This is a genomic window from Nocardia sp. NPDC055050 (genome assembly GCF_053608345.1).
In genome coordinates, this window is the sequence record NZ_JBSGVG010000029.1 from 17,133 (window position 1) to 38,013 (window position 20,881).

General features: G+C 68.6%; 16 protein-coding genes and 1 tRNA gene. 8 read left to right on the forward strand and 9 right to left on the reverse strand.

Annotated elements, in window-relative coordinates:
- Nucleotides 1-5 precede the first annotated feature (5 nt).
- From ACWGCN_RS25550 to ACWGCN_RS25560, 3 genes are read right to left on the reverse strand one after another with little or no spacing between them, the layout of a single operon-like run.
- Nucleotides 6-2,459 carry an ABC transporter ATP-binding protein/permease gene (locus ACWGCN_RS25550; protein WP_452458865.1) on the reverse strand — a complete coding sequence of 818 codons (2,454 nt, stop codon included), beginning with the start codon at nucleotides 2,457-2,459 and terminating at the stop codon, nucleotides 6-8.
- Nucleotides 2,456-3,385 carry an ABC transporter permease gene (locus tag ACWGCN_RS25555; RefSeq protein ID WP_449970447.1) on the reverse strand — a complete coding sequence of 310 codons (930 nt, stop codon included), beginning with the start codon at nucleotides 3,383-3,385 and terminating at the stop codon, nucleotides 2,456-2,458. Before ACWGCN_RS25555 ends, ACWGCN_RS25550 begins: the two co-directional genes overlap by 4 nt.
- A 5-nt stretch (nucleotides 3,386-3,390) precedes the next feature.
- Nucleotides 3,391-4,896 (reverse strand): ABC transporter substrate-binding protein, encoded by a 1,506-nt coding sequence (locus ACWGCN_RS25560; RefSeq protein WP_452458864.1) that lies wholly within the window; start codon nucleotides 4,894-4,896, stop codon nucleotides 3,391-3,393.
- Nucleotides 4,897-5,223: 327 nt separating this feature from the next.
- Here ACWGCN_RS25560 and ACWGCN_RS25565 point away from each other — a divergent pair, with 327 nt between their 5' ends.
- Genes ACWGCN_RS25565 through ACWGCN_RS25585 form a run of 5 tightly spaced genes read left to right on the forward strand, consistent with a single transcriptional unit; the run spans nucleotide 5,224 to nucleotide 11,227 of the window.
- Nucleotides 5,224-6,300, forward strand: coding sequence for a TauD/TfdA family dioxygenase (locus ACWGCN_RS25565; protein ID WP_378993155.1), 1,077 nt, complete (start codon nucleotides 5,224-5,226; stop codon nucleotides 6,298-6,300).
- A complete protein-coding gene (locus ACWGCN_RS25570) occupies nucleotides 6,272-7,282 on the forward strand; it encodes an ornithine cyclodeaminase family protein (RefSeq protein WP_378636093.1) in 1,011 nt (336 codons plus the stop codon). Before ACWGCN_RS25565 ends, ACWGCN_RS25570 begins: the two co-directional genes overlap by 29 nt.
- On the forward strand, nucleotides 7,273-8,727 hold the full coding sequence (locus tag ACWGCN_RS25575; protein WP_452458863.1) for a Y4yA family PLP-dependent enzyme: 1,455 nt from the start codon (nucleotides 7,273-7,275) through the stop codon (nucleotides 8,725-8,727). The genes ACWGCN_RS25570 and ACWGCN_RS25575 overlap by 10 nt, the downstream gene beginning before the upstream one ends.
- A gap of 36 nt (nucleotides 8,728-8,763) precedes the next feature.
- Entirely contained in the window at nucleotides 8,764-9,798 is a 1,035-nt protein-coding gene (locus ACWGCN_RS25580) for a PLP-dependent cysteine synthase family protein (protein ID WP_378636088.1), read from the forward strand.
- Nucleotides 9,799-9,835: 37 nt separating this feature from the next.
- Nucleotides 9,836-11,227 (forward strand): MATE family efflux transporter, encoded by a 1,392-nt coding sequence (locus ACWGCN_RS25585; protein WP_452453364.1) that lies wholly within the window; start codon nucleotides 9,836-9,838, stop codon nucleotides 11,225-11,227.
- Nucleotides 11,228-11,284: 57 nt separating this feature from the next.
- Here ACWGCN_RS25585 and ACWGCN_RS25590 read toward each other — a convergent pair whose 3' ends face one another.
- The 4 genes from ACWGCN_RS25590 to mfd form a co-directional block, all read right to left on the reverse strand.
- Nucleotides 11,285-11,860 (reverse strand): TerD family protein, encoded by a 576-nt coding sequence (locus tag ACWGCN_RS25590; RefSeq protein ID WP_378993159.1) that lies wholly within the window; start codon nucleotides 11,858-11,860, stop codon nucleotides 11,285-11,287.
- Between the two features lie 38 nt (nucleotides 11,861-11,898).
- A complete protein-coding gene (locus ACWGCN_RS25595; RefSeq protein WP_378993162.1) occupies nucleotides 11,899-12,384 on the reverse strand; it encodes a hypothetical protein in 486 nt (161 codons plus the stop codon).
- Between the two features lie 201 nt (nucleotides 12,385-12,585).
- Entirely contained in the window at nucleotides 12,586-13,293 is a 708-nt protein-coding gene (locus ACWGCN_RS25600) for a MazG family protein (RefSeq protein ID WP_449970430.1), read from the reverse strand.
- Nucleotides 13,290-16,904: a transcription-repair coupling factor gene (gene mfd, locus ACWGCN_RS25605; protein ID WP_449970427.1), complete on the reverse strand. Its 3,615-nt coding sequence runs from the start codon at nucleotides 16,902-16,904 to the stop codon at nucleotides 13,290-13,292. The genes ACWGCN_RS25600 and mfd overlap by 4 nt, the downstream gene beginning before the upstream one ends.
- A gap of 218 nt (nucleotides 16,905-17,122) precedes the next feature.
- On the opposite strand from mfd, the gene ACWGCN_RS25610 reads away from it, so the two are divergent.
- A complete protein-coding gene (locus ACWGCN_RS25610) occupies nucleotides 17,123-18,406 on the forward strand; it encodes a hypothetical protein (protein WP_452458862.1) in 1,284 nt (427 codons plus the stop codon).
- 87 nt (nucleotides 18,407-18,493) lie between these two features.
- Complete coding sequence (locus ACWGCN_RS25615) at nucleotides 18,494-19,117, forward strand: TIGR03085 family metal-binding protein (protein ID WP_378993169.1); 624 nt, start codon at nucleotides 18,494-18,496, stop codon at nucleotides 19,115-19,117.
- A 1-nt stretch (nucleotide 19,118) separates the two neighbouring features.
- Here ACWGCN_RS25615 and ACWGCN_RS25620 read toward each other — a convergent pair whose 3' ends face one another.
- Both ACWGCN_RS25620 and ACWGCN_RS25625 read right to left on the reverse strand, forming a co-directional pair.
- Nucleotides 19,119-19,766, reverse strand: coding sequence for a TetR/AcrR family transcriptional regulator (locus ACWGCN_RS25620; RefSeq protein ID WP_358071707.1), 648 nt, complete (start codon nucleotides 19,764-19,766; stop codon nucleotides 19,119-19,121).
- Nucleotides 19,767-19,926: 160 nt separating this feature from the next.
- Nucleotides 19,927-20,565: a TetR/AcrR family transcriptional regulator gene (locus ACWGCN_RS25625; RefSeq protein ID WP_379223884.1), complete on the reverse strand. Its 639-nt coding sequence runs from the start codon at nucleotides 20,563-20,565 to the stop codon at nucleotides 19,927-19,929.
- Between the two features lie 227 nt (nucleotides 20,566-20,792).
- On the opposite strand from ACWGCN_RS25625, the gene ACWGCN_RS25630 reads away from it, so the two are divergent.
- Nucleotides 20,793-20,863: transfer RNA gene (locus ACWGCN_RS25630), tRNA-Gln, on the forward strand.
- Nucleotides 20,864-20,881: the final 18 nt, after the last annotated feature.

Consider the following 20,881-nt stretch of genomic DNA (forward strand, 5'->3'; position numbering starts at 1 on the left):
TGGTATCAGCCGAGTAGCGCCGCGGTGGCCCGGTGGGTCGGGGTGGTGAGAACTGTTTCCGGGGTGCCTGTTTCGACTACTCGGCCCTGATCGAGGACGAGGAGGTCGGTGCAGTGGCCGCGGACCAGGGTCATGTCGTGGCTGATCAGGATGATCGCGGTGGCCCGGTCGGCGCGGAGGCGGTCGAGCAGGGACATGATGGCCGTGGCGGTTTCGGTGTCGAGGGCGGTGGTGATCTCGTCGCAGATCAGGACGGCCGGGTCGGCGGCGAGGGCGCGGGCCAGGGCCACTCGTTGACGTTGACCACCGGAGAGTTGATGGGGCCGGCGGCCGGCGAGGTCGGCGGGGAGGTCGACCGCGGCGAGCAGAGCGCTGACGCGGGTGCGGATTTCGGGTCCGGTGACTCGCGCGATGCGGCGCAACGGGCGTGCCAGGGTCTGCTCGACGGTGCGGCGCGGGTTCAACGCCGCGCGCGGGTTCTGGGTGACGAGTTGGATCCCGTTGGCGCCGACCCTGATCCGGCGCCCGCTTCCCACCGGAACGCGCACACCACCCACATCCAGCGATCCGCCGGCGTCGGGGTGCAAACCCGCGATCACCCGCGCGAGCGTGGTCTTACCCGCCCCGGACGGCCCTACGACAGCAAGGGCCGCGCCCGGGGACAGGCTGAAACCGACGTTCTCGAGCACCCTGTGGCCGCCCGCGTCGGCGTTGATCGATGCGGCCTGCAAGGCGATCACCTCGTCGGCGCCCGCCGAGCCGTTGGTTCGAGATGCTGTCCCGCTCACCGCACCCTCGGCCGCCGGATCGACGGGTCGACGGCCGGTCGCCCCCGAGCGCTCGTCGGACAGGTGTTCGGCGCGCACCGGATCAGTCACCACGGCAGCGACATTCACCGGCCGATCACCGGGTGGATCGAGCTCGATCACGGAGTCGGCGATGACGTGGATCGCGTCGGTGTCGTGGCCCGAGAGCAGGACGGCCGTGCGGTTCTCGGTGGCGAGAGTCGCGATCAGCTGGGCTATTTCGGTGCGGAGAGTGCTGTGGAGACCTGCGAGTGGTTCGTCGAGGACGAGGATCCGGGGGCGGCGGAGAATGGCTCGGGCCAGGGCGACACGGCGTTGCTGCCCGCCCGAGAGGCGGGCGCAGCGACGGCGGAGATGGGTGGGATCGAGACCCACTTGCGCGAGGACGGCGAGGCGGTCGGCGTCGGAGGTGCCGGGAGCCGCCTCGGCCAGGACTGCCCGGACGCGAAGCAGCGGGTTGAGTTCGGAGCCGGGATCCTGGCCGACGTAGGCGATCTGTTCACGACGGAATGCGCGCAGCGCGCCCGCGTCGAGCGCGAACACATCCTGTCCCGCGACAAGCACGGCGCCCTGCCCGCGAGCCCCGGCGGGCAGGTGTCCGAGCAGCGCACGCATCGCCGTCGACTTCCCCGCACCCGATGCACCGGTGAGCGCGGTGACCGTCCCCGACTTCAGCCGAAACGACAACGGCGCCAGCAACACCGCCCCGCTGTCAGCGACAACGCTCAACGCGTCCACCGCCACCGCATCCCCCGAATCCACCACCGAGATCCCGCATCCAGCGCCAGCCGTCGCAACCCCGGCCGCGGCGACCGCATCCGATGCGGTTTTCGGGGTCTGGCGGGTCCTGGGCCCACTGGTCACCACCAGATTCACACCGACCGCCACGATGGCGATGGCAGCGCTCGGTGCCAGCACCGCCCAGGGATTCAGGAGCAGCCCGGAGGCATTGTCTCGGACCATGATCGCCCAGTTGTCGGGGTCGAGCGCGGAGACGCCGAGGAAGGCGATGGTGCTGACGAGATACACCGCGACGACGAAGCGCAGGCCGAGCTGGGTGGTGAAGACGGCGCGCAGGTTGGGCAGGATTTCGCGGAAGACCAGGTGGGACAGGGATTCTCCACTGGCGACGGCGGCTTCGACGTAGCCGGAGGCCGCGATGGTCGAGGCGGACGCCGCGAAGATCCTGGCGCAGTAGGGAACTCCGAAGAGCAGCGACACCGCGATCAGCGCGGTGACACCACCCTGGGGCCATGCGGTGAGCACCAGCAGGATGCCCAGGACCGCGGGCAGCAGGATCACCAGATCGCCGCAGAGTTCGATGATCTTGCCCGCACGCGGGCGCACGGCGGCGATCGCGCCGAGGACGGCCGACAGCACGGTCACCGCCACCGCGATCACCGCGGAGACGGCCAGCAGCTGCGTGCCGCCGGTGAGCAGATGGCTGAACACATCCCGGCCGAGCCGATCCGTCCCGAGCAACGCTCCCCCACCCGGCTGCGCGAACGGCATCCCGACGGCTGCGTCCCCCGGGTAGGGCGCGAAGAGCGGCCCGGCCACCGCGAGCAGAACAACCAGTCCCACACCGGCCGCCACCGAGTAGGCGCCCCACTTGGACACCACCGCTCGGCCTTCCGCGTCGGACTTGCTCATCGCGCACTCCTCGACGCCCACGCCCGGACGATGTCGGCGATCGCGAGCAGCGCCATGATGACGATCGCCGTCAGTGCGACCACCGCGGCGACCATGGTGGAGTCACGGTCGGCGACGGACCCGGCGAGAACGGCGCCGACACCGGGATAGTTGAAGAGCGTCTCGACCACCAGCGCACCGCCGAACAGCATCCCGACAGAGGTGGCGTATCCGGCGACGATGGTCGGCGCCGCGAACGGCAGCATGTGCCGGAAGAGGATCGTGCGTGTCGGCAGCCCTTCCAGCACAGCACTTTCCACATGCGCAGCCGCGGCGACATCGAGCAGCGCCGAGCGCACGACTCGGGCGTTCCAGCCGATCTGCGGAATCGCCAGCGCCAGCACCGGAAGCACCAGCATCTCGGGGCCGACGGGAAAGCCGGATCGGCCGGTAATGGTCACGGCCGGAAGCCATCCGGTGGCCAGGGAGAACACCAGGATCAGCATCGTGCCACCGACGAACTCCGGTACCGCCACGGCAACAGTGCTGACGGGCTGCAGAATTCGCGCCCCGAGCGCGGTCGGACGCATCGCCCACCAGCAGCCGAGTCCCAGCGACACCGCGATGGTCAGCAGCAACGCGATCCCCCCGAGCAGCAGAGTCTGCGGGAACTTGTCGGCCAGCAGCGCACCGATCGAATTCCCGCGGGCGGTCTGCCCGAAGTCTCCGGTGAGTACCCCGCAGATCCAGTCCAGGAACTGCACCGGCAGCGCGCGATCCAGGCCGAGCTCGTGCTCCTTCGCCGCCAGCGCGGCCGGATCCGCGTCCCTGCCGAGCGCCGCCCGCGCCGCGTTGCCCGGCAGCAGATCCACCGCGACGTACACGATGGCCAGCAGGGTCACCAGGAGCACGATCCGCCGCACCATCGGCAGGGCAAAGGTTTTCATGACATTCACGCCAGCCAGGCACGTTCCAGCTGGAGGCGCGCGAAACCGCCGAGCGTCGGCAGATCACGCACCGTCGACGCGGCGATGTCGACACCGTCGGCCATACCCCACACCAGATAGCCGCCACGCTCGAACTCGATGCGCTGCAATTCGCGCACCGCACGCGTGTAGTCCTCGCCGGACGCGGCAAGGGCTTTGGCGTCGGCGGTATCGAATTCCGGGTCACGGAAGGCGGTTTCGTTGCGGTTGGTGCCCGAGGTCATCAGCTTGTCGGCCAGGAACAGCACCGAGTCGTTGGTCCCCCACGACACCGTGTACAGCGGTGCGTTGAGCCAGGTCTGGTCGTAGAACGCGGCCGATTCGACCACCTGCACGTCGAGCCGGACGCCGATCTCGGCGAGCTGAGTGGCGATCACCTTCGCCGATTCGACCTCGCCCGGAACTTCGGCCTTCGTCACGAACGGGTAGCTGCGGCCGGTGTCGAACCCGGCTTCGCGCAGCAGGGTTTTCGCGCGTTCGACGTCGCGGTCGCGGCGCAGCGTGGTGTCGTAGAGCGGGTCGGCGGTGCCGAGAACGTCGGCGGCGACGGTGCCGTAGCCGGAGTGCACCTGGTTGACCAGCGCGGTCCGGTCGACACCGAGACGCAACGCCGTGCGCACCCTGGCATCGGCGAACGGGCCGTCGGCGGCACGCATCGCCACGCCGAGCATGGTGTCGTCGGCGCGCCGGATCACCTGCAGGTCGCCGCGTCCCGCGGCGGTGCGGCCTGCGATCGCGCCCACATTGGAAGCGAGGTCGATCTGCCCGCCCAGCGCCGCGTTGCCCAGGGCGGTGACGCTGTCGAACATCGTCACCTCGATGGCGTCGAGCAGTGGCGGGGTGCCGTGCCAGCGCTCGTTGCGCACCAGCCGGGCGTTGCCGCCCTGGTAGGACTCGAGCCGGAACGGGCCGGTGCCGATCGCGGCGGTGAAGTCGGTGGTGTCCTTCGGCACAGTGAAGGTCATCAGCCGAAGCAGCAGCGGCAGTTGGGTATTGGGTGCGGGCATGGTGAACACGACGCGGTTCGGACCGTCGGCGACGATGTCGTTCTCGGCCACCGGCATCTTCGACGCGCCACCGACCGAGCGCAGGCGTCGCATCGACCACACCACGTCGTCGGCGGTCACCGGCGCACCGTTGTGGAAGGTCGCGCCGTCGGCGATGGTGAAGGTCCAGCTGCGGTTGTCCGCGCTGGGCTCCCAACGCGAGGCGAGGCGCGGGGTGACGGTCGGATCCGCGCCGGGAACAGTGAGTGCGTCGTAGACGAGCGAGGCGATGAGGAAGTCGCTGTCGTTGCTGAGGTTGGCGTGCGGGTCGCGTTCGCTGCGAGCGGCCGTGCCGAGCGCGCCGACTCGCAGCGTGCCGCCGCGCTGCGCGGTGGCGGACCGATCATCGGTGCCGCATGCCGCCGCCAGTAGTAGTGCGGTGACGCCGACGCCGGATTGGAAGAGCTGCCTGCGAGTGAAACCCATCGTGTTGCCTCCTCGAACCGCGTGCGCCGAAACCCCTTTCCCGACGCCGCAAACTAGGCGAGGCTAGCCTAAAAGAGGTTCCGAGTGGGGAGCTTCACTTCGACCGTCACCGAACCGCAGCGACCCGCGACACCCCGGTCAGCGCTCACTTCGCCAACTCGGGTAGGAAGCTACGTTATATGGATCGGCTATTTCCCTCGCCGACGCATTAGGTAAGTCTTGCCTAATCACACGACAGGCACTACCTTCGCACATCGAGCCTGAAGTTCACCCGCTTTCGACCGATGCGAAGAAGGGAAACCGGTGAAAAGCGTTCTCTCCGAACGTATGACGATTCACCAGCACGACATCGAATACCGCGAGCTCGATCCCGACGCCGCGACGGCGCTCCGATCGCTCGCGACAGATATTCGGCACCGATTAGGTGACGCACCACACACCACGACCCTGCACGATCCCGCGTTGATCGCCCGGATCACCGAGCGCGTCGGCGACCTGCCCGACAGCCTGCGCCACGCCGTTCGACCGCCCGCCACCGCCGCGGGCGCGACCGTGGTGCGCGGGTTGCCTGTCGACGACGCCGATTTCGGTCCCACCCCGCAGCACTGGCAGGCCGCGGCCGAGCACGCGCATCCCGGCTCGCTCGAACTCGACATCGTGATGTTGCTGCTCGGGCGTTGTGCCGGTGAGCCGTTCGGCTGGCAGGGCCAGCAGAACGGCAGGCTGGTCAACAACATCGTGCCTGCCGCGGGCCACGAGGACGAGCAGTCGGGCGCGAGCAGTTCCACCCTGCTCAGCCCGCACACCGAGGATGCCTTCCACGCTCAGCGCGCGAACCTGCTCATGCTGGCCTGCCTGCGCAACCCCGACCGGGTCGCCACCACGGTCTCCTCGGTGCGCGAAGTGCGCCTGTCCGGCGAGGACCTGCGCACCCTCACCACCCCCACGCTGCCGATCCTGCCCGATGTCTCCTACGGCACCGGTTTCGATCAGCTCGCACCGTTGCCGACGCTGTGGCTCGACGAAAATGACGCTGTCACAGCACGTTACGATCCCGCCTACACCCCGATCGACGATGCGGACGAAGTCTTCCGCGCCGCCTACGCCAGGCTCACCGCCGAACTCGCCAGGGTCAGTCACGCCCCCGCGCTGGCCCCCGGCGAGCTCTTGCTGGTGGACAACGACGTGGCCGTGCACGGGCGCGTTCCGTTCCGCGCGCGCTACGACGGCACCGACCGCTGGCTCAAACGCATCAACGTCCGACTGCCCGAACGCCGTCGGCGCGCGCAGGAGTCGTCCGAGAATGGGTATGGCCAACGTGTGGTCGCGCCGTTCCGGGCGACCGCTGATCGGACAGCAGAGCGGGGCATGGCAGATGAACGAGGATCCGTTGAACAACCGTGACCGCGGGATCGGGCTGCGCGTCCTCTCCCGCAGCGACCTGGCCGATGTACCGATCAGCCCCGCCGAAGTGGTGCGCGCCGTCGAGGAGGCCTATCTCGCCTTCGCGGCGGGCGAATCCGATAATCCACGCAAGCTGAGCGTCGCGGACCCCGGCGGCTCGTCGGTGTCCTACGCCATGCTGGGCCGCGACGGGCGCCGGCGCGTGGTGGCCATGAAGACCTCCTACAAATTCGATCCCGGTCACGACCGCAGCACCAAGCGGTACTACACGACCATCACGCTCTACGACGACACCACCGGCGCCCCCATCGCGATGATGGACTGCGCGCGGGTCGGCGCGTTGCGTACGCCCGCCGTGTCGGCACTGCTGGTGCGCGAGACGGTGCGACGCGGGGCGGAGAGCGTGCTGCTCATCGGCACCGGTACCCAGGGACGTAATGCGCTGCCACACTTGCTCGCCGCGAACCCGCAGTTGCGCAAGCTGATGGTGTACGGCACTCATCCCGAGGGACTGGCCGCCGTGCACTCGCATCTGGCCGACGCGGCGCCCCACGCGCTGCTCGACGTGGTCGACGACCCGTACGCGGCGGCGGCCTCCGCCGATGTGGTGCTGGCCACGGCCGGACCCGGCACCGAGGTGGCCCTGGAATCCTCGCATCTGGCACCGGGTTCGGTGGCGGTGCTGGTGGGCTACGGTCTGGCGCCGTCGACGCTGGTCGAGGCCGATCGGGTCGTCGCCACCAGCGCGGCGCAGATGGCGCTGACGGGCACCGACATGGCCGGACCCGACGGAACGCTGCGTTCGGTGGATGCCGAACTGCCGCAAGTGCTCACCCGCAGCGCCGTGGCCCGCCGGACCGAGGACGAGAAGATCTTCGTCTACAACAGCGGACTGGTGCTCACCGATATCGCGGTCGCGCACGCACTGGCCGCCAGGGCGATCGCCGAAGGACGTGGCACGGAGGTGCCGTTGTGGGACTGACGGGTGCGCAGCCCGGGGTCACCGGGGACAGCACCCCGCAGGCCGCGCCGCGATCCGACGCGCGGGTTCCGCCGAGCCCGACGCACATCGAGGACCGCGTCGTCGACCGGGCGCCGTCGGCGACCACCGACCGGCCGACGCATTGCGCACCGCCGATGCCCGCTCACACCGACGTGGCGCAACAGCGGCTGCTCGCCGATCCCCGCCTGCTCCGCGAGATCGCCGACGCGGTCGGTGGACCGTTTCATGTGCTGTTCCCCGAGCGCGTCGCGGTGAATATCCGGGCGTTTCAGTCGGTCTTCACCGAGGCAGACGTCGACGGGTTCGTCTACTTCGGGAAGAAGGCGAACAAGGCGGCGTGCGTGGCTCGGGCGTGCGCGGAGAGCGGGGCGGGGATCGATGTCGCCAGCACCGGAGAACTCGTCGCGGCGCTGGGGCAGGGGGTGCGCGGCGAGGACCTGATGGTCACCGGGCCCGCGAAGTCCGACGAGCTGCTGTGGCTGGCGGCTCGGCACGGGTCGTTGATCGCGATCGACGCGCTCGACGAACTCGACCGGCTCGCCGCGCTCGAACTGCCGGTGCGAGTGCTGCTCCGGGTACTGCCGGAGGGCTCGACCAGCCGCTTCGGGCTCGACCCGATGGAGCTCGAACAAGCGATCCAGGCCATCGGTGCACCGATCACGCTGTCGGGCTTCAGTTTCCACCTGTCCGGCTATGACGCTGTCGACCGCTCCGAACAGGCGGCCGCGCTGGTCGGGCACTGCAGGCGCGCACGAGCCAACGGCCATCGGGCGGACACGATCTCGATCGGTGGCGGGTTCGGCGTCGACTATCTCGATGCCTCGGCGTGGACCGAGTTCCAGAACACCCTCAGCGACAAGTGGTTCCACACGAATCCGCCCGGCGACTACTACCCCTATCACTTCCCGGCTCCCGGCGCGGCCATGCTCGACGCCGTTCTCTCCCACAACGACCTCGCCGGACTGTTGCGCGACAACGGAATACGGCTCGCGGTCGAGCCCGGCCGGGCCCTGCTCGACCGGGCGGGAAGTTCCGTCTTCCGGGTCCAGGGCGTGAAAACCCGGACCGCACAGGGAAGCCCGTACGACATCCTCACCGTCGACGGCACCAGTCTCAGCCTGTCCGAACAGTGGTTCGACAGTGAATACCTGCCCGATCCCGTGCTGTGGCCCGAAAGCGCCGGCCACCTCACCCCCACCTGCGTCGGCGCCACCACCTGTCTGGAGTCCGACCTGCTCAGCAGACGGCGCATCCCGCTGCCCCGCCGCGCACGAACCGGCGACCTGCTCGTCTACCCGAACACCGCCGGGTATCAGATGGACTCCAACGAGTCCCCGTTCCACGAACTCCCGCTCCCGCCGAAGGTGGTGTTGCGCCCAGGCGCGGACCGACTGCGCTGGAGCCTGGACAGCACTGCCCGCTGATCCACCCGAGCTCTCGATCCGATGGAGGAACAACCCATGGCTCTCGTCACGCGCGTGACGGACCTGATCGGCCGCACGCCCCTGTTCGAACTCGCCGTCACCGACACCGGCACGCGGCTGCTGCTCAAGCTCGAGCAGTTCAATCCGACCGGTGCCGCCAAGATCAGAATGGCCCGTTCGATGGTGCTCGACGCGGAGCGGCGAGGTTTGCTGCGCGATGGCGGGCATATCATCGAGTCGACGTCCGGCAACACCGGACTCGGCTTGGCGGTGGTCGCGGCCGAACGTGGCTATCGATTCACCGCCGTGGTCGACAACCACGCCTGTAAGGACAAGTTGCGCGCGATGCGAGCCATGGGCACCGACCTGGTGTTCGTCGCCGACGACGGTGACGACGAGCTGGCCACCTCGGCACGGGAAGACCTCGCCGAGGCCATGGCGGCTGCCCGCGACGACGCGTACTTCACCGAACAGCACAACAACGACGCCAACGCCGTCGGCTACTACGCCGTAGCGGAGGAATTGCTGGCCGAGGTCGAACGGGTCGACATCCTGCTCTCCGCGGTCGGCACCGGCGGCTCCCTGTTCGGCACCGCCACCCGGCTGCGCGACCTCGGCCTGCCCGCCCGGGTGATCGGGATCGAGCCGGTCGGATCCATCGCCTTCGGCGGCGAGGGCGGACCGTACTGGCAGTCGGGCACCGGCACCCCACCCGGCGCGACCATCGGCACCGCCGTCGACTACGCCCTGCTCGACGAGGGTGTGAAGGTGAGCGACGTCGACGCCTTCGCCACCACCCGCGCCGTCGCCAGGACACACGGTCTGTTGATCGGTGGTTCGGCGGGCGGTTCGGTGCACAATGCCTTGGCGCGGCTCGAGGAGTTCCCGGCCGGGTCCACCGTGGTGACCATCGTGTGTGATGGTGGCGAGAAGTATCTCGACACCGTGTTCGACGACGACTGGATGAGCGCCCGCGACCTGCTCGATCCCGCCGCCGAAGCGGAAGTGACCACCCTGCTGCGCCGCTATTCACCGCTGCGGCGCCAGGACGAATTGATGGAGGTCAGGTGAGCGCGATCGCGCGCGAGACGAACCACGGAGCGGGTGGGTGAACGGCACGGCGACCGATAGCAGCGCGCTGGCCAGGCTGGCGACGCCGATCGCGCTCACCCAACTGGCGCAGATCGCGGTCTCGACGACCAATCTCGCGCTGATGGGCACCCTCGGTGTGCGCGAGGTCGCCGCGGGCGGGCTGGCGCTGGTGCTGTTCAACCAGATCCGCACGATGTGCGTCGGGCTGATCACCGGCACCGGGAATCAGATCGCGGGCGCGCTCGGCGCGGCCGGGAAGCGCGGAGGTTCGGCCGACGACGAAGTGCGCGCGGTGGTCCGGGCGGCATTCGTCATCGCGACGATCGCCGGACTGCTCGGCGGCGCGCTGCTGATCGGGCTCGGGTGGGTACTGCCGTGGCTCGGCCAGGATGCCGGTGTGCTCGACGCGGCGCGGCCGATGATGATCGCCCTCGCGCCAGGGTTACTGCCGTGTCTGTGGTTCCAGGTGCTGCGCCAGTACACCGTCGGCATGCAGCGGCCCCAGGCGTTGCTGCTGGTCACGCTCGGTTCGGTGGCCTTGAATCTGGTGCTGGCACTGGCCTTCATCCACGGCTGGGCCGGCATTCCGGCGATGGGCCTGACCGGTGTCGGCATCGCGACCTCGCTGGTCTTCCTGATCACCTTCGGGGTGTTCTGGGCGATGGTGCGCCGCGACGAGCAACTCGGCCGCACCCTGCCCTCGACGCCGTGGCCGGTGCGCTGGGCGACCGTGCGCGAGGAACTGCGCCTCGGCACGCCGATCGCGCTCACCTACGGTTCGGAAGCGGGCATGTTCTCGGTGCTCGCGCTGGTGATGGGCAGCTTCGGGCCGGCCGCGCTGGCCGCGCACAATGTGGTCTACCAGATCATCTACATCGTGTTCCAGATGGCGATCGGGCTGTCCCACGGGGCGTCGATCCTGGTGAGCGATGCGGTCGCGCGCGATGAATTCGGGCACGCGCGGGCGCTGGCCTGGCTGGCGCTGCGGATGGCCGCGGTGATCGCGATCGTCACCGGCGCTGTCTACGTGCTCGCCCCGGACATCGTGCTCGCACCGTTCCTCGATACCACCGACACCGGCACCGTCGCCATCGCGCACACCCTGTTGCTCATCGGCATCGTGCTGCAATTCTTCGACGCCGCCCAGAACATCGGCACCGGGCTCCTGCGTGGTCTGAAGGAGACCTCCGCGGGCTTCCGGCTGTCACTGGTCGGTTACTGGGGCGTGGGCCTGCCCTCAGCGCTGCTGCTCGCCTTCCCGCTGCACCTGGGCGCGGCGGGGGTCTGGTGGGGCTTGACGGCCGGCCTGGCCACCACCGCCGTACTGATGCTGCGCAAGTACTTCGCGCTGCTCGAGCAGGCGGGCGTGGTCCCGCCACGACGGGTGCCGGTCACGCAATCGCGATGACAGCGAGCACGACGAAGGCGGGCGACACTCGGTCGCCCGCCTTCCTGTCGTGGTTGGTCAGAGATTCACGCCGTAGTCGCGGGCGATGCCAGCCAGGCCCGAGGCGTAACCCTGGCCGACCGCGCGGAACTTCCACTCGCTGTTGTGGCGGTAGAGCTCGCCGAACACCATCGCGGTCTCCGTGGACGCGTCCTCGGACAGGTCGTAGCGCGCCAGTTCCACGCCGGTGTTCGCGTCGGTGACGCGGATGTAGGCGTTGCGGATCTGGCCGAACGACTGACCACGGGCCTGGGCGTCGTGGATCGACACCGGGAAGAAGATGTTGGTGATCGTCGGCGGGGTGGCGGCCAGATCGACGTTGATGATCTCGTCGTCCCCGTCGCCCTCACCGGTCAGGTTGTCACCGGTGTGCTCGATGGTGCCTTCCGGCGAGCGCAGGTTGTTGTAGAAGACGAAGTGCTGGTCCGAGAGCACTTTCAGGTTCGTGCCGGTCGCCAACGCGCTGGCGTCCAGGTCGTGGTCGGCACCGGTGGTGGTACGCACGTCCCAGCCGAGACCGACCGCCACCTTGGTGAGGTTGTCGGTCTGCTTCGACAGCGAGACATTGCCGCCCTTGGCGAGTGTGACGCTCATGAAAACCCTTCTGTCCAGATGGTGTGCCGTAGAGGAACTTACGCTGCGGGCCCGTTGTCGGCCCAGGATCGCAGGGTCTCGACCCGACCCTCCAGCGCCCGCAATTCGGTGTCGTCGAGGACGGTGCGCTGGATGCCACGGTCGACGGCGAACGCGGACTGCCGGTGGTCGTCGATCACATCGACGTCCAGCTGCACCGCGGTGTAATCCGGCGCCGACGGCATCTGCTCGGCGATGACCGTCGCCCGGCCGCGCGCACACAGCGCCACATTGCCGCCGCCCAGAATCAGCAACGCCACCTCAGGCTGTGCCCGCAACCGTGCCAGCGAACCACGATCGGACTTCAAACTGAGGAGAATCCGCCGGTCGTCCGCGCGTACCGGCCACGACACCGGGATGGCGTGCGGCCCCGCGTCGGTCGTCACCAGCACTGCGATGGTTTCCTGCGGCCATACCGGCAACACGTCCAGCTCAGGATGGTCGGCCATCACATCCTGTCCTGCCGGATCTACCTCTGTACCCATCAACCTCACCTCGACGATCGCCGGACCCCTGCCCCGCCGCGGACGGCGAGCTGCTTCGAGTCTAAAGCTGTGTGGCCCTTGCCCGCTGGCGCGCGCACGATTGTCCACAAGATCTCAGCAACGTCTCAGCCGCCGACGCCGTCCACCCACCCACCGAGCATCGTTAGCTCAGCGGTAGCCGACGCCGTCGGCGGGTGATGCTCAGCGCGGCCAGAAGGTATGCCAGTCATCCGCGCCGAGCGGGGACCGAGCACCTCGTTCGGCTTCGGCGGCGTCCTCGGCGGCGCGGATGGCGGTGGCGAAGTCGACGGCCGCTGTGCGGAGCCGTTCCTCGGCCGAATCAGGACCGCCCAGTTCCACCACGCGCAGGGTGTCCGGGACGAGGTCGGCGGGCAGGCCCGCGTTGGCGCTGCGGGTGCGGATCTTCTCGGCGAGAGCGAGAGCGGGCTGGGCCATGGCGATGCCGTCGAGGCAGGAGCGCCGGGATTTCTCCGCGGATTTGCGCTCCTCCCACGCCTTTTCCTGCGCCGCGATCTTGGCGGCCACCGAGGTACCCGAGGAGAAATCGGCATCGGTGAGGTAGGGACTGCGATGGACGAGTTTGCCGACCAGGGTCGCCGCCACGTCGTCGACGGTGAACTCGCCCGCGTGTTCGGCGATTCGGGAGTGGAACAGCACCTGCAACAGCAGGTCGCCGAGTTCTTCCTTGATGGTTTCGGCGTCGCCGGCCTGGATGGCGTCGAGGAGTTCGTAGGTCTCCTCGAGGAGATAGGGGCGCAGCGAATCGTGGGTTTGGGTGCGCTCCCAGCCGCCGAAATGCCAGAGGCGATCCATCACCTCGACGGCGTCGGACAGTCCCGCGGCGACGACCGCGGTGTCGGCCTGTTCCTGGGACGTCTCCTGGCTCATCGCGCCGCCGCAGCTTCTGTCGGCACCGAAAGATCCACCATCCCCTGGGGTTTACCGTCCAGCACCAGCAGCAGATCGGCGACGAATTGCAGCACTGCCACGTCGCGCACCCGGTCGGCGCCGACGCTGTCGGTGATCCGCGGCAGCGGCAAGGTGATCAGCCCGCTCGCCGGGCGATAGTTGGCCGCGGGGTAGATCCGCTTGAGCCGAAGCTGTTTGGAATCAGGAAGATTCAGCGGCGCGATCTTCAGCGACGAGCCGGTGACCACGATCTCGGACACGTCGTACTCGCGCGCGAGCAGGCGCAGCTTGGCCACCGCCACCAGTCGCCCGACCTCCACCGGCAGCGGGCCGTAGCGGTCGACGAGCTCCTCGACGACCGCGGCCAGGGCCGAATCGTCCTGGGCGGAGGCGAGTTTGCGATAGCCCTCGAGCCGCAGCCGGTCGCTGGCGATGTAGTCGGGCGGGATGTGCGCGTCGACGGGCAGATCGATGCGCACCTCCTTGTTCTCCTCGGTGACGATCGGCTTGCCGTCGGCGGCCGCGCGGTAGGCCTCCACGGCCTCGCCGACCAGTCGCACGTACAGGTCGAAGCCGACACCGGCGACGTGACCGGACTGTTCGGCGCCGAGCACATTGCCCGCGCCGCGGATCTCGAGGTCCTTCATCGCCACGGCCATACCCGCACCCAGATCGGAGTTCTGCGCGATGGTGGCCAGGCGGTCGTAGGCGGTCTCGGTGAGCGGCTTCTCCGGCGGATACAGGAAGTACGCGTAGCCGCGCTCACGGGAACGACCGACACGACCACGCAACTGGTGCAGCTGCGAAAGGCCGAGGGAATCGGCACGTTCCACGATCAGCGTGTTCGCGTTGGAGATGTCGAGGCCGGTCTCGATGATCGTGGTGCACACGAGCACGTCGTATTCGCGCTCCCAGAATCCCTGCACGGTCTTCTCGAGCTGGTCCTCGTTCATCTGACCGTGCGCGACGACGACGCGCGCCTCGGGCACCAGATCGCGAATCTTCTTGGCGGCCTTGTCGATCGAGGACACCCGGTTGTGCACGTAGAACACCTGACCGTCGCGCATCAGCTCGCGGCGGATGGCGGCGGTGACCTGCTTGTCGTTGTAGGCGCCCACATAGGTGAGCACCGGATGACGCTCCTCGGGCGGGGTGAGGATGGTCGACATCTCGCGGATGCCGGCCAGGCTCATCTCCAGGGTGCGCGGGATCGGAGTGGCCGACATGGTAAGCACGTCGACGTGGGTGCGCAGCGCCTTGATGTGTTCCTTGTGCTCCACACCGAAGCGCTGTTCCTCGTCGACCACCACCAGGCCGAGGTCCTTCCAGCGCACACCGGTCTGCAGCAGCCGGTGGGTGCCGACCACGATGTCGACCGAGCCGTCGGCCAGCCCGGCCAGGATCTCCTTGGAGTCGGAGGCATCGGTGAACCGGGACAGCCCCTTCACCGTCACCGGGAAGCCCGCGACGCGTTCGGTGAAGGTCTGTAGGTGCTGCTGGGCGAGCAGCGTGGTGGGCACCAGCACGGCGACCTGCTTGCCGTCCTGCACCGCCTTGAACGCGGCCCGCACGGCGATCTCGGTCTTGCCGTAGCCCACGTCGCCGCAGACCACGCGGTCCATCGGCACCGCCTTCTCCATGTCCGACTTCACGTCGGTGATGGCGGTCATCTGGTCGACGGTCTCGGTGAACGCGAACGCGTCCTCCATCTCCTGCTGCCACGGGGTGTCCGGGGCGAAGGCGTGACCCGGCGCGGCCTGGCGCGCAGCGTAGAGCTGCACGAGCTCACCCGCGATCTCGCGAACGGCCTTGCGCGCCTTGCGTTTCGTGTTCGCCCAGTCGGAGCCGCCGAGCTTGGACAGGCTCGGCAGTTCGCCGCCGACGTAGCGGGAGAGCTGGTCCAGCGATTCCATCGGCACGAACAGGCGGTCGCCGGGCTGGCCGCGCTTGCTCGGCGCGTATTCGATCACCAGGTACTCGCGGCGCGCGCCGCCGATGGTGCGCTCGATCATCTCGACGAACCGGCCGATGCCGTGCTGGTCGTGCACCACCATGTCGCCCGAGGTGAGGGCGAGCGGGTCGACCTGGTTGCGGCGCTTGGCGGGCAGCCGCTTGCCCTCGGTGGGCGCGGTGACCCGGTTGCCGGTGAGATCGGACTCGGCGACGACCACCAGTCCGGCATCGTCGAAGATCAGCCCGTCGTGCAGCGAACCACACAGCACGCCCACCACTCCCGGCTCCGGCACCCCACCGGCGGGCAGCAGCGCGGCGGGCACTTCGGCCTCGCCGAGCCGTTCCAGTACACGCTGCGCCGTACCGTGACCGGTGACCACGACGACCGCGCGACCGCCGGTGGCGACGTGCGCGCGCAGCGACGCGAAGATGGTGGCGACCAGTTCGTCGGACCCGCGGGCGGTGGGCCCGGCGGCCACCGGCAGGTTCACCTCGATCGGGTCGCCGGAGCTGAGCGGGCTCAGCGTCCACCACGGCAGGCCGAGTTCGTCCGCGCTGGTGTGCAATTCGGGCAGGCTGCGGTAGCCGGAGGCAGCCAGGTCGAGGCCGTTGGCGCCCAGCGGCGCGTCGCTGCCGAACGAGGCGGCGGTCCACGAGGCTTCGAGGAACTCCTCGCCGGTGCGCACGAGATCGGCTGCGCGGGTGCGGATCTTCTCCGGGTCGCACAGCAGCAACTGGGTGCCCCCGGGCAGCGCCTCGGTGAGCAGGCTGAGCTTGCCCGGCGCGAGAACCGGCAGCAGGGCCTCCATGCCGTCGACGGGGATGCCCTCGGCGATCTTGTTCAGCATCTCGACCAGGGAGGCGTCGGCCTCGTTGTCGGCGGCGACCGCGGTGGCGCGCTCGCGCACCGGCGTGGTGAGCAGCAACTCGCGACACGGCGGCGCGACCACCATCTCGACGGTGCTCTCGGTGAGCGATCGCTGATCGGCGACCGAGAACGGGCGGATCTCGGTCACCTCGTCGCCCCAGAACTCCACGCGCACCGGATGATCCGCCGTCGGCGCGAACAGATCGAGGATGCCGCCACGCACCGCGAACTCGCCGCGCTTGCCGACCATGTCGACGCGGGTGTACGCGAATTCCACCAGGCGAGTGAGCAATTCGTCGAAATCGTGTTCGCCGCCGACCCGCAGCACCACCGGCTCGATATCGCCGAGCCCGGCCGTCATCGGCTGCATCAGCGAACGCACCGTGGTGACCACCACCCGCAGCGGTTCGGGGTAGACGGGGTCTTCGGGATGGGCCAGCCTGCGTAGCACCTCGAGCCTGCGCCCGACCGTGTCGGGGCCGGGCGAGAGGCGTTCGTGCGGCAGGGTCTCCCAGGACGGGAACATGGCGACCGACGGGCCGAGCATCTCGGTGAGTTCCACGGTCAGATCGTCGGCCTCGCGACCGGTGGCGGTCACCACCACCAGGGGACGCTGATCGGCGATCGTCGCGGCGACGAACGGCCGCACGGCCGACGGCGCGACCAATTCCACCCCGGATTTGCCGACCAGGTCGGTGACCGTCCGCAGCGCGGCGTCACCCGCGACCACTTCGGCCAGACCGGCGAGCGGAGGACGAAGGGAGGACATTGTTCGCTCCTGAATACGCAGACGGGATAGGCGAGGCAGCCCGTCTCGAAGTCTAGATGAGTGATTCCCGGGGGTCGGCCCGCGGCTGACCCCGGGTGTGAGCCGACTCAGGAGCAATGGATGCCCTGTGAGAGACATCACAGTTGGAACATCGACCAATCACCGAGCGCACCCACCACGAACCTCCGAAAGCTATACGTCTATCGAGTGGGTGATCTATGACGACCACAGTCGGAATATCAGCGGAACGCACTGTCGTCCGGGGGGTGCTCCTGTCCAACGCACCGGGGAGGAAATCCGAGGTCCTTCAGTCGGTCGAGCAGCGTGTCGAAGACGGGGGCTCGATCGTCCACGCACTCGACGCCCTCGCCGAGGCAGCCCCGGTGATCGCGGATGTCGCCGTGGCGTATCACACTGCGCAGGACCGGCAACAGATCGTCTCGGAGCTCGCGGCCGGCCCGTGGCGGACATCATCGCTGGTTTCGACCCGATCGGCACTGTTCGCGCTGGTCGGTGACATGCCGGAACTCGATGAGTTCGGGACCGTGGTGATGCTCGACCTCGCCGATCACGCCGCGACCGCCGTCGTGGTCGGGCCGGATCGTCGGCAGATCCTGGCCTCGGACGCCTGGACCACCGGTATTGCCGAGGGCGCCTCGGCCGACGGTCTCGCGGAATCGTTCGATACCGACGCGATGACCGAGACGATCGGTCGCGTGCGGTCGGTGCTGGCGTCGATCCCGGCGCACCCCGACGCGGTGGCCCTCTGTGGTTCGTCGACCGCCGATCCCGAGATCGCGGGCGCCCTGCGCTACGAACTCACCGCGCGCGTGGTCCTCGTCCCGGACTTCGCGCAGGCGACGGCGCGCGCAGCCGCGCTGATCGCCGCCGGCCAGGTGCGCAAGCAACTCGCCGAACCACCGCAGGCGCCTCGCCGCCACCGGCGGCTACTGCTGACCGCGGCGGCCCTCGCGGCCTTTCTCGGCGTCGCCGGATTCGCCGCGTCGCAGGCACTGGAGGAGAACTCGCCTGCCATGAACGCGGGTTCCCCCGGCACGACCAGCCTCGCTCCACCGTCGCCCTCAGCGCCTGCCACTGTCGAGACAACCCCTGATGCCTCGCTTCCGGCCTCGCCGCAAGATCGAACCCGACCTGTGACACCTGCTCCGGCAGCGGCGCCGAACCACTCAGCGCAGGCTCCCGCTCCAGCGCCGCCGTCAGCTGCTACGGCCCCCACCACCGCCGGGCCTCGTGATCCAGAACCGCCCACCTGGGTTCCGGCACCCGAAGCCGGTCCCACAGACTCCCCCGAACCGGCGGACACACCGGAAGCGGCCGCACCGAGTGCCGCTGCGACCCCGGCAAAGGTCGGCGCCCCAAGTCCGCAAGGGCTGTTCCCGGGAGAATCACCACCCCCGGCGGCAGGCTCTGACCCCGCGGCGGAACAGGCGTGGTGGGCCAACCATTGGAACCTCAAGCGACGGTGGATGAACGGCGGCTGACGCGCTACAGCCCGGGATCGCTCGAGAGGCGGCTGCTTGTCGACGGGCTGGGCGCTGTGGATGTCGCGATACGCGTAGGGTCGAGGCGTGAGTCTGGCTCGACGTGAACGCCACGCCCTCGTGGAAACGATGACCGAGGCCGGCCCTGCCGCGCCGACCCTGTGCGGCACCTGGACGGTGCACGACCTCGCGGCCCACCTGGTGGTCCGCGAACGCAGGCCCGACGCGTCGGTGGGCATCGTCTTCCGGCCGATGGCCGGCTACCTGGAGGCCAAGCAGGCCCAGATCGCGCAGCGGCCGTTCGCCGAACTGCTCGAGCTGGTCCGCACCGGCCCGCCGTGGTGGTCGCCGTTGCGCCCGGTCGACGCGGTGGCCAATCTCAGCGAGATGTTCGTCCACCACGAAGACGTGCGCAGGTCCGAACCGGGCTGGGAGCCAAGGCAATTGGCGGCGCGCGACGAGGACCGACTGTGGACCGCACTGCGCACCGTCGCACGCGCGGCCTACCGCAAGTCGCCGGTTCCGGTTGTCCTCGCGACGCCGCAGGGAGCCCGGATCACGGCGCATCGTGGCGACGGCGCCGAAGTGGTGCTCACCGGCACGCCGTCGGAGCTGCTCCTGCACGCCTTCGGCCGCGACGAAGTCCGGATCACCCCGACCGGACCCGAGGCCGACGTGCGGACGGTGCTCGCCACCGACCGCAGCGTGTGAACTAGACGACGTAGCGGCGCAGCCTGCGCGCCGCGAACTCCCGGAAGTACGACAGCTTCTCCGGCGGCACCAGCGAGGGCAGCAGGAAGTACCAGGCCCGTTCCATCCGCGCCGCCATCTGCTCCATCGACTCGGTGCCGACCGCGACGATGTGCACGCCCGCGGTCAGTTCCTGGAGCAGCACACCGACCACCTCGGGATCGAGGTCGGCGATCAGGTCGCCTTGGGCGATGGCCCGCTCCGACAGCAACCGGTAGGTCTCGCCCCAGGTCTTGGCGATGTTGTCGCCCTGCGCTCCGCGATAGTCACCGATCTGGTGGGTGAGCTTGAGCATCGCGCCCACCATCGGATCGTTCATCGACAGATCGGCCACCACGTAGGTGATCCCGACGGCCGCCTCCAGCGCGGGCACCCGGGAATCGAAGAAGCCCTGACAGGATCCGGTCAGGCGCTCGTTGCCCTGATCGACCACCGCCCTGGCCAGCTCCTCCTTGGAGCCGAAGTGAAAGTACAAGGCGCCCTTGGTCACATTGGACTGCGCGATGATTTCGCTGAGGCTCGCGTTGGCGTAGCCCAAACGGAGAAAGACATCGGCAGCGCCAGCAAGGACGGAGTCGCGGGTGATCTCCGCGCGTGCTTGCCTAGCCATCAGATCCGCCTGTCATCCAATAATCCAGCCATCCTGAAGTAGACCGACATCCCGAAATTTGCTCGACATACCGCCCGGCAGCACCCAAAAGGATGGGTGAACCGTACCACCAGGCGGCAAAGTGGCAGCCGAATCATGGATTCGGTCCACGTTGCTTGCGCTAACGTCCGGTTACCCCACCGCTGGTCGGCGTAGTCCCCGTATTCCATTCGGAGCTGAGCCCCGGTTCGGCTTCCAAATGACTCAAACCGTTCCAACACAGGTTGACCAGGTGCGCCGCGACCACCTCTTTGGGCGGGGTGCGCTCGTCGAGCCACCACGTGGCAGTGGTCGAGACCATGCCGACCAGAGCCTGGGCATAGAGCGGGGCGAGGCTGGTATCGAGATCGCGACGGCCGAAATCACCGGCGAGCAGATGGGCCACCTGGTTCACGGCCTCGTTGAGCAGGCTCGAGTAGCGACCGTCGGAGTTGGCGGCGGGCTGGTCGCGGACCAGGATCCGAAAACCGTCGGTCCGCTCCTCGATGTAGGTGAGCAAGGCCAGCGCCACCTGCTCTAATCGCACCCGCGATCGATTGCGGGTGAGCGAGGAGGTGACCATCTCCAGCAACATCGACATCTCGCGATCGACGACCACCGCGTAGAGGCCCTCCTTGCCACCGAAATGCTCGTAGACCACCGGCTTCGACACCTGCGCTCGCTGCGCGATCTCCTCGATCGATGTCGCGTCGTACCCCCGCTCCGCGAACAAGGCGCGACCGATCTCGATCAACTGCTGCCTGCGCTGCGTACCCGTCATCCTGGGCCTGGTGGCCCGCCCCGGCTCACTGGACGACATGCGTGCCCCCGCCTCTCCGCGTTTCGACTCACGAGAAATCAGTACGTGCGTTCCAGAAGGCTAACAACGGCATCCGAGCACGGACGCGACAGGCGTACACAAGATTCGCCCGAGGGCGGGATCGTGTGCGAGGATCACTGGCGTGCCGTAGCACAGTGGTGGGCTCCGAGAGCCCACTGGTGTGGCGATCCGCCGTAGTGTAATGGCAGCACCTCTGATTTTGGTTCAGATAGTTCAGGTTCGAGTCCTGGCGGCGGAGCACACGGACACACAGTGA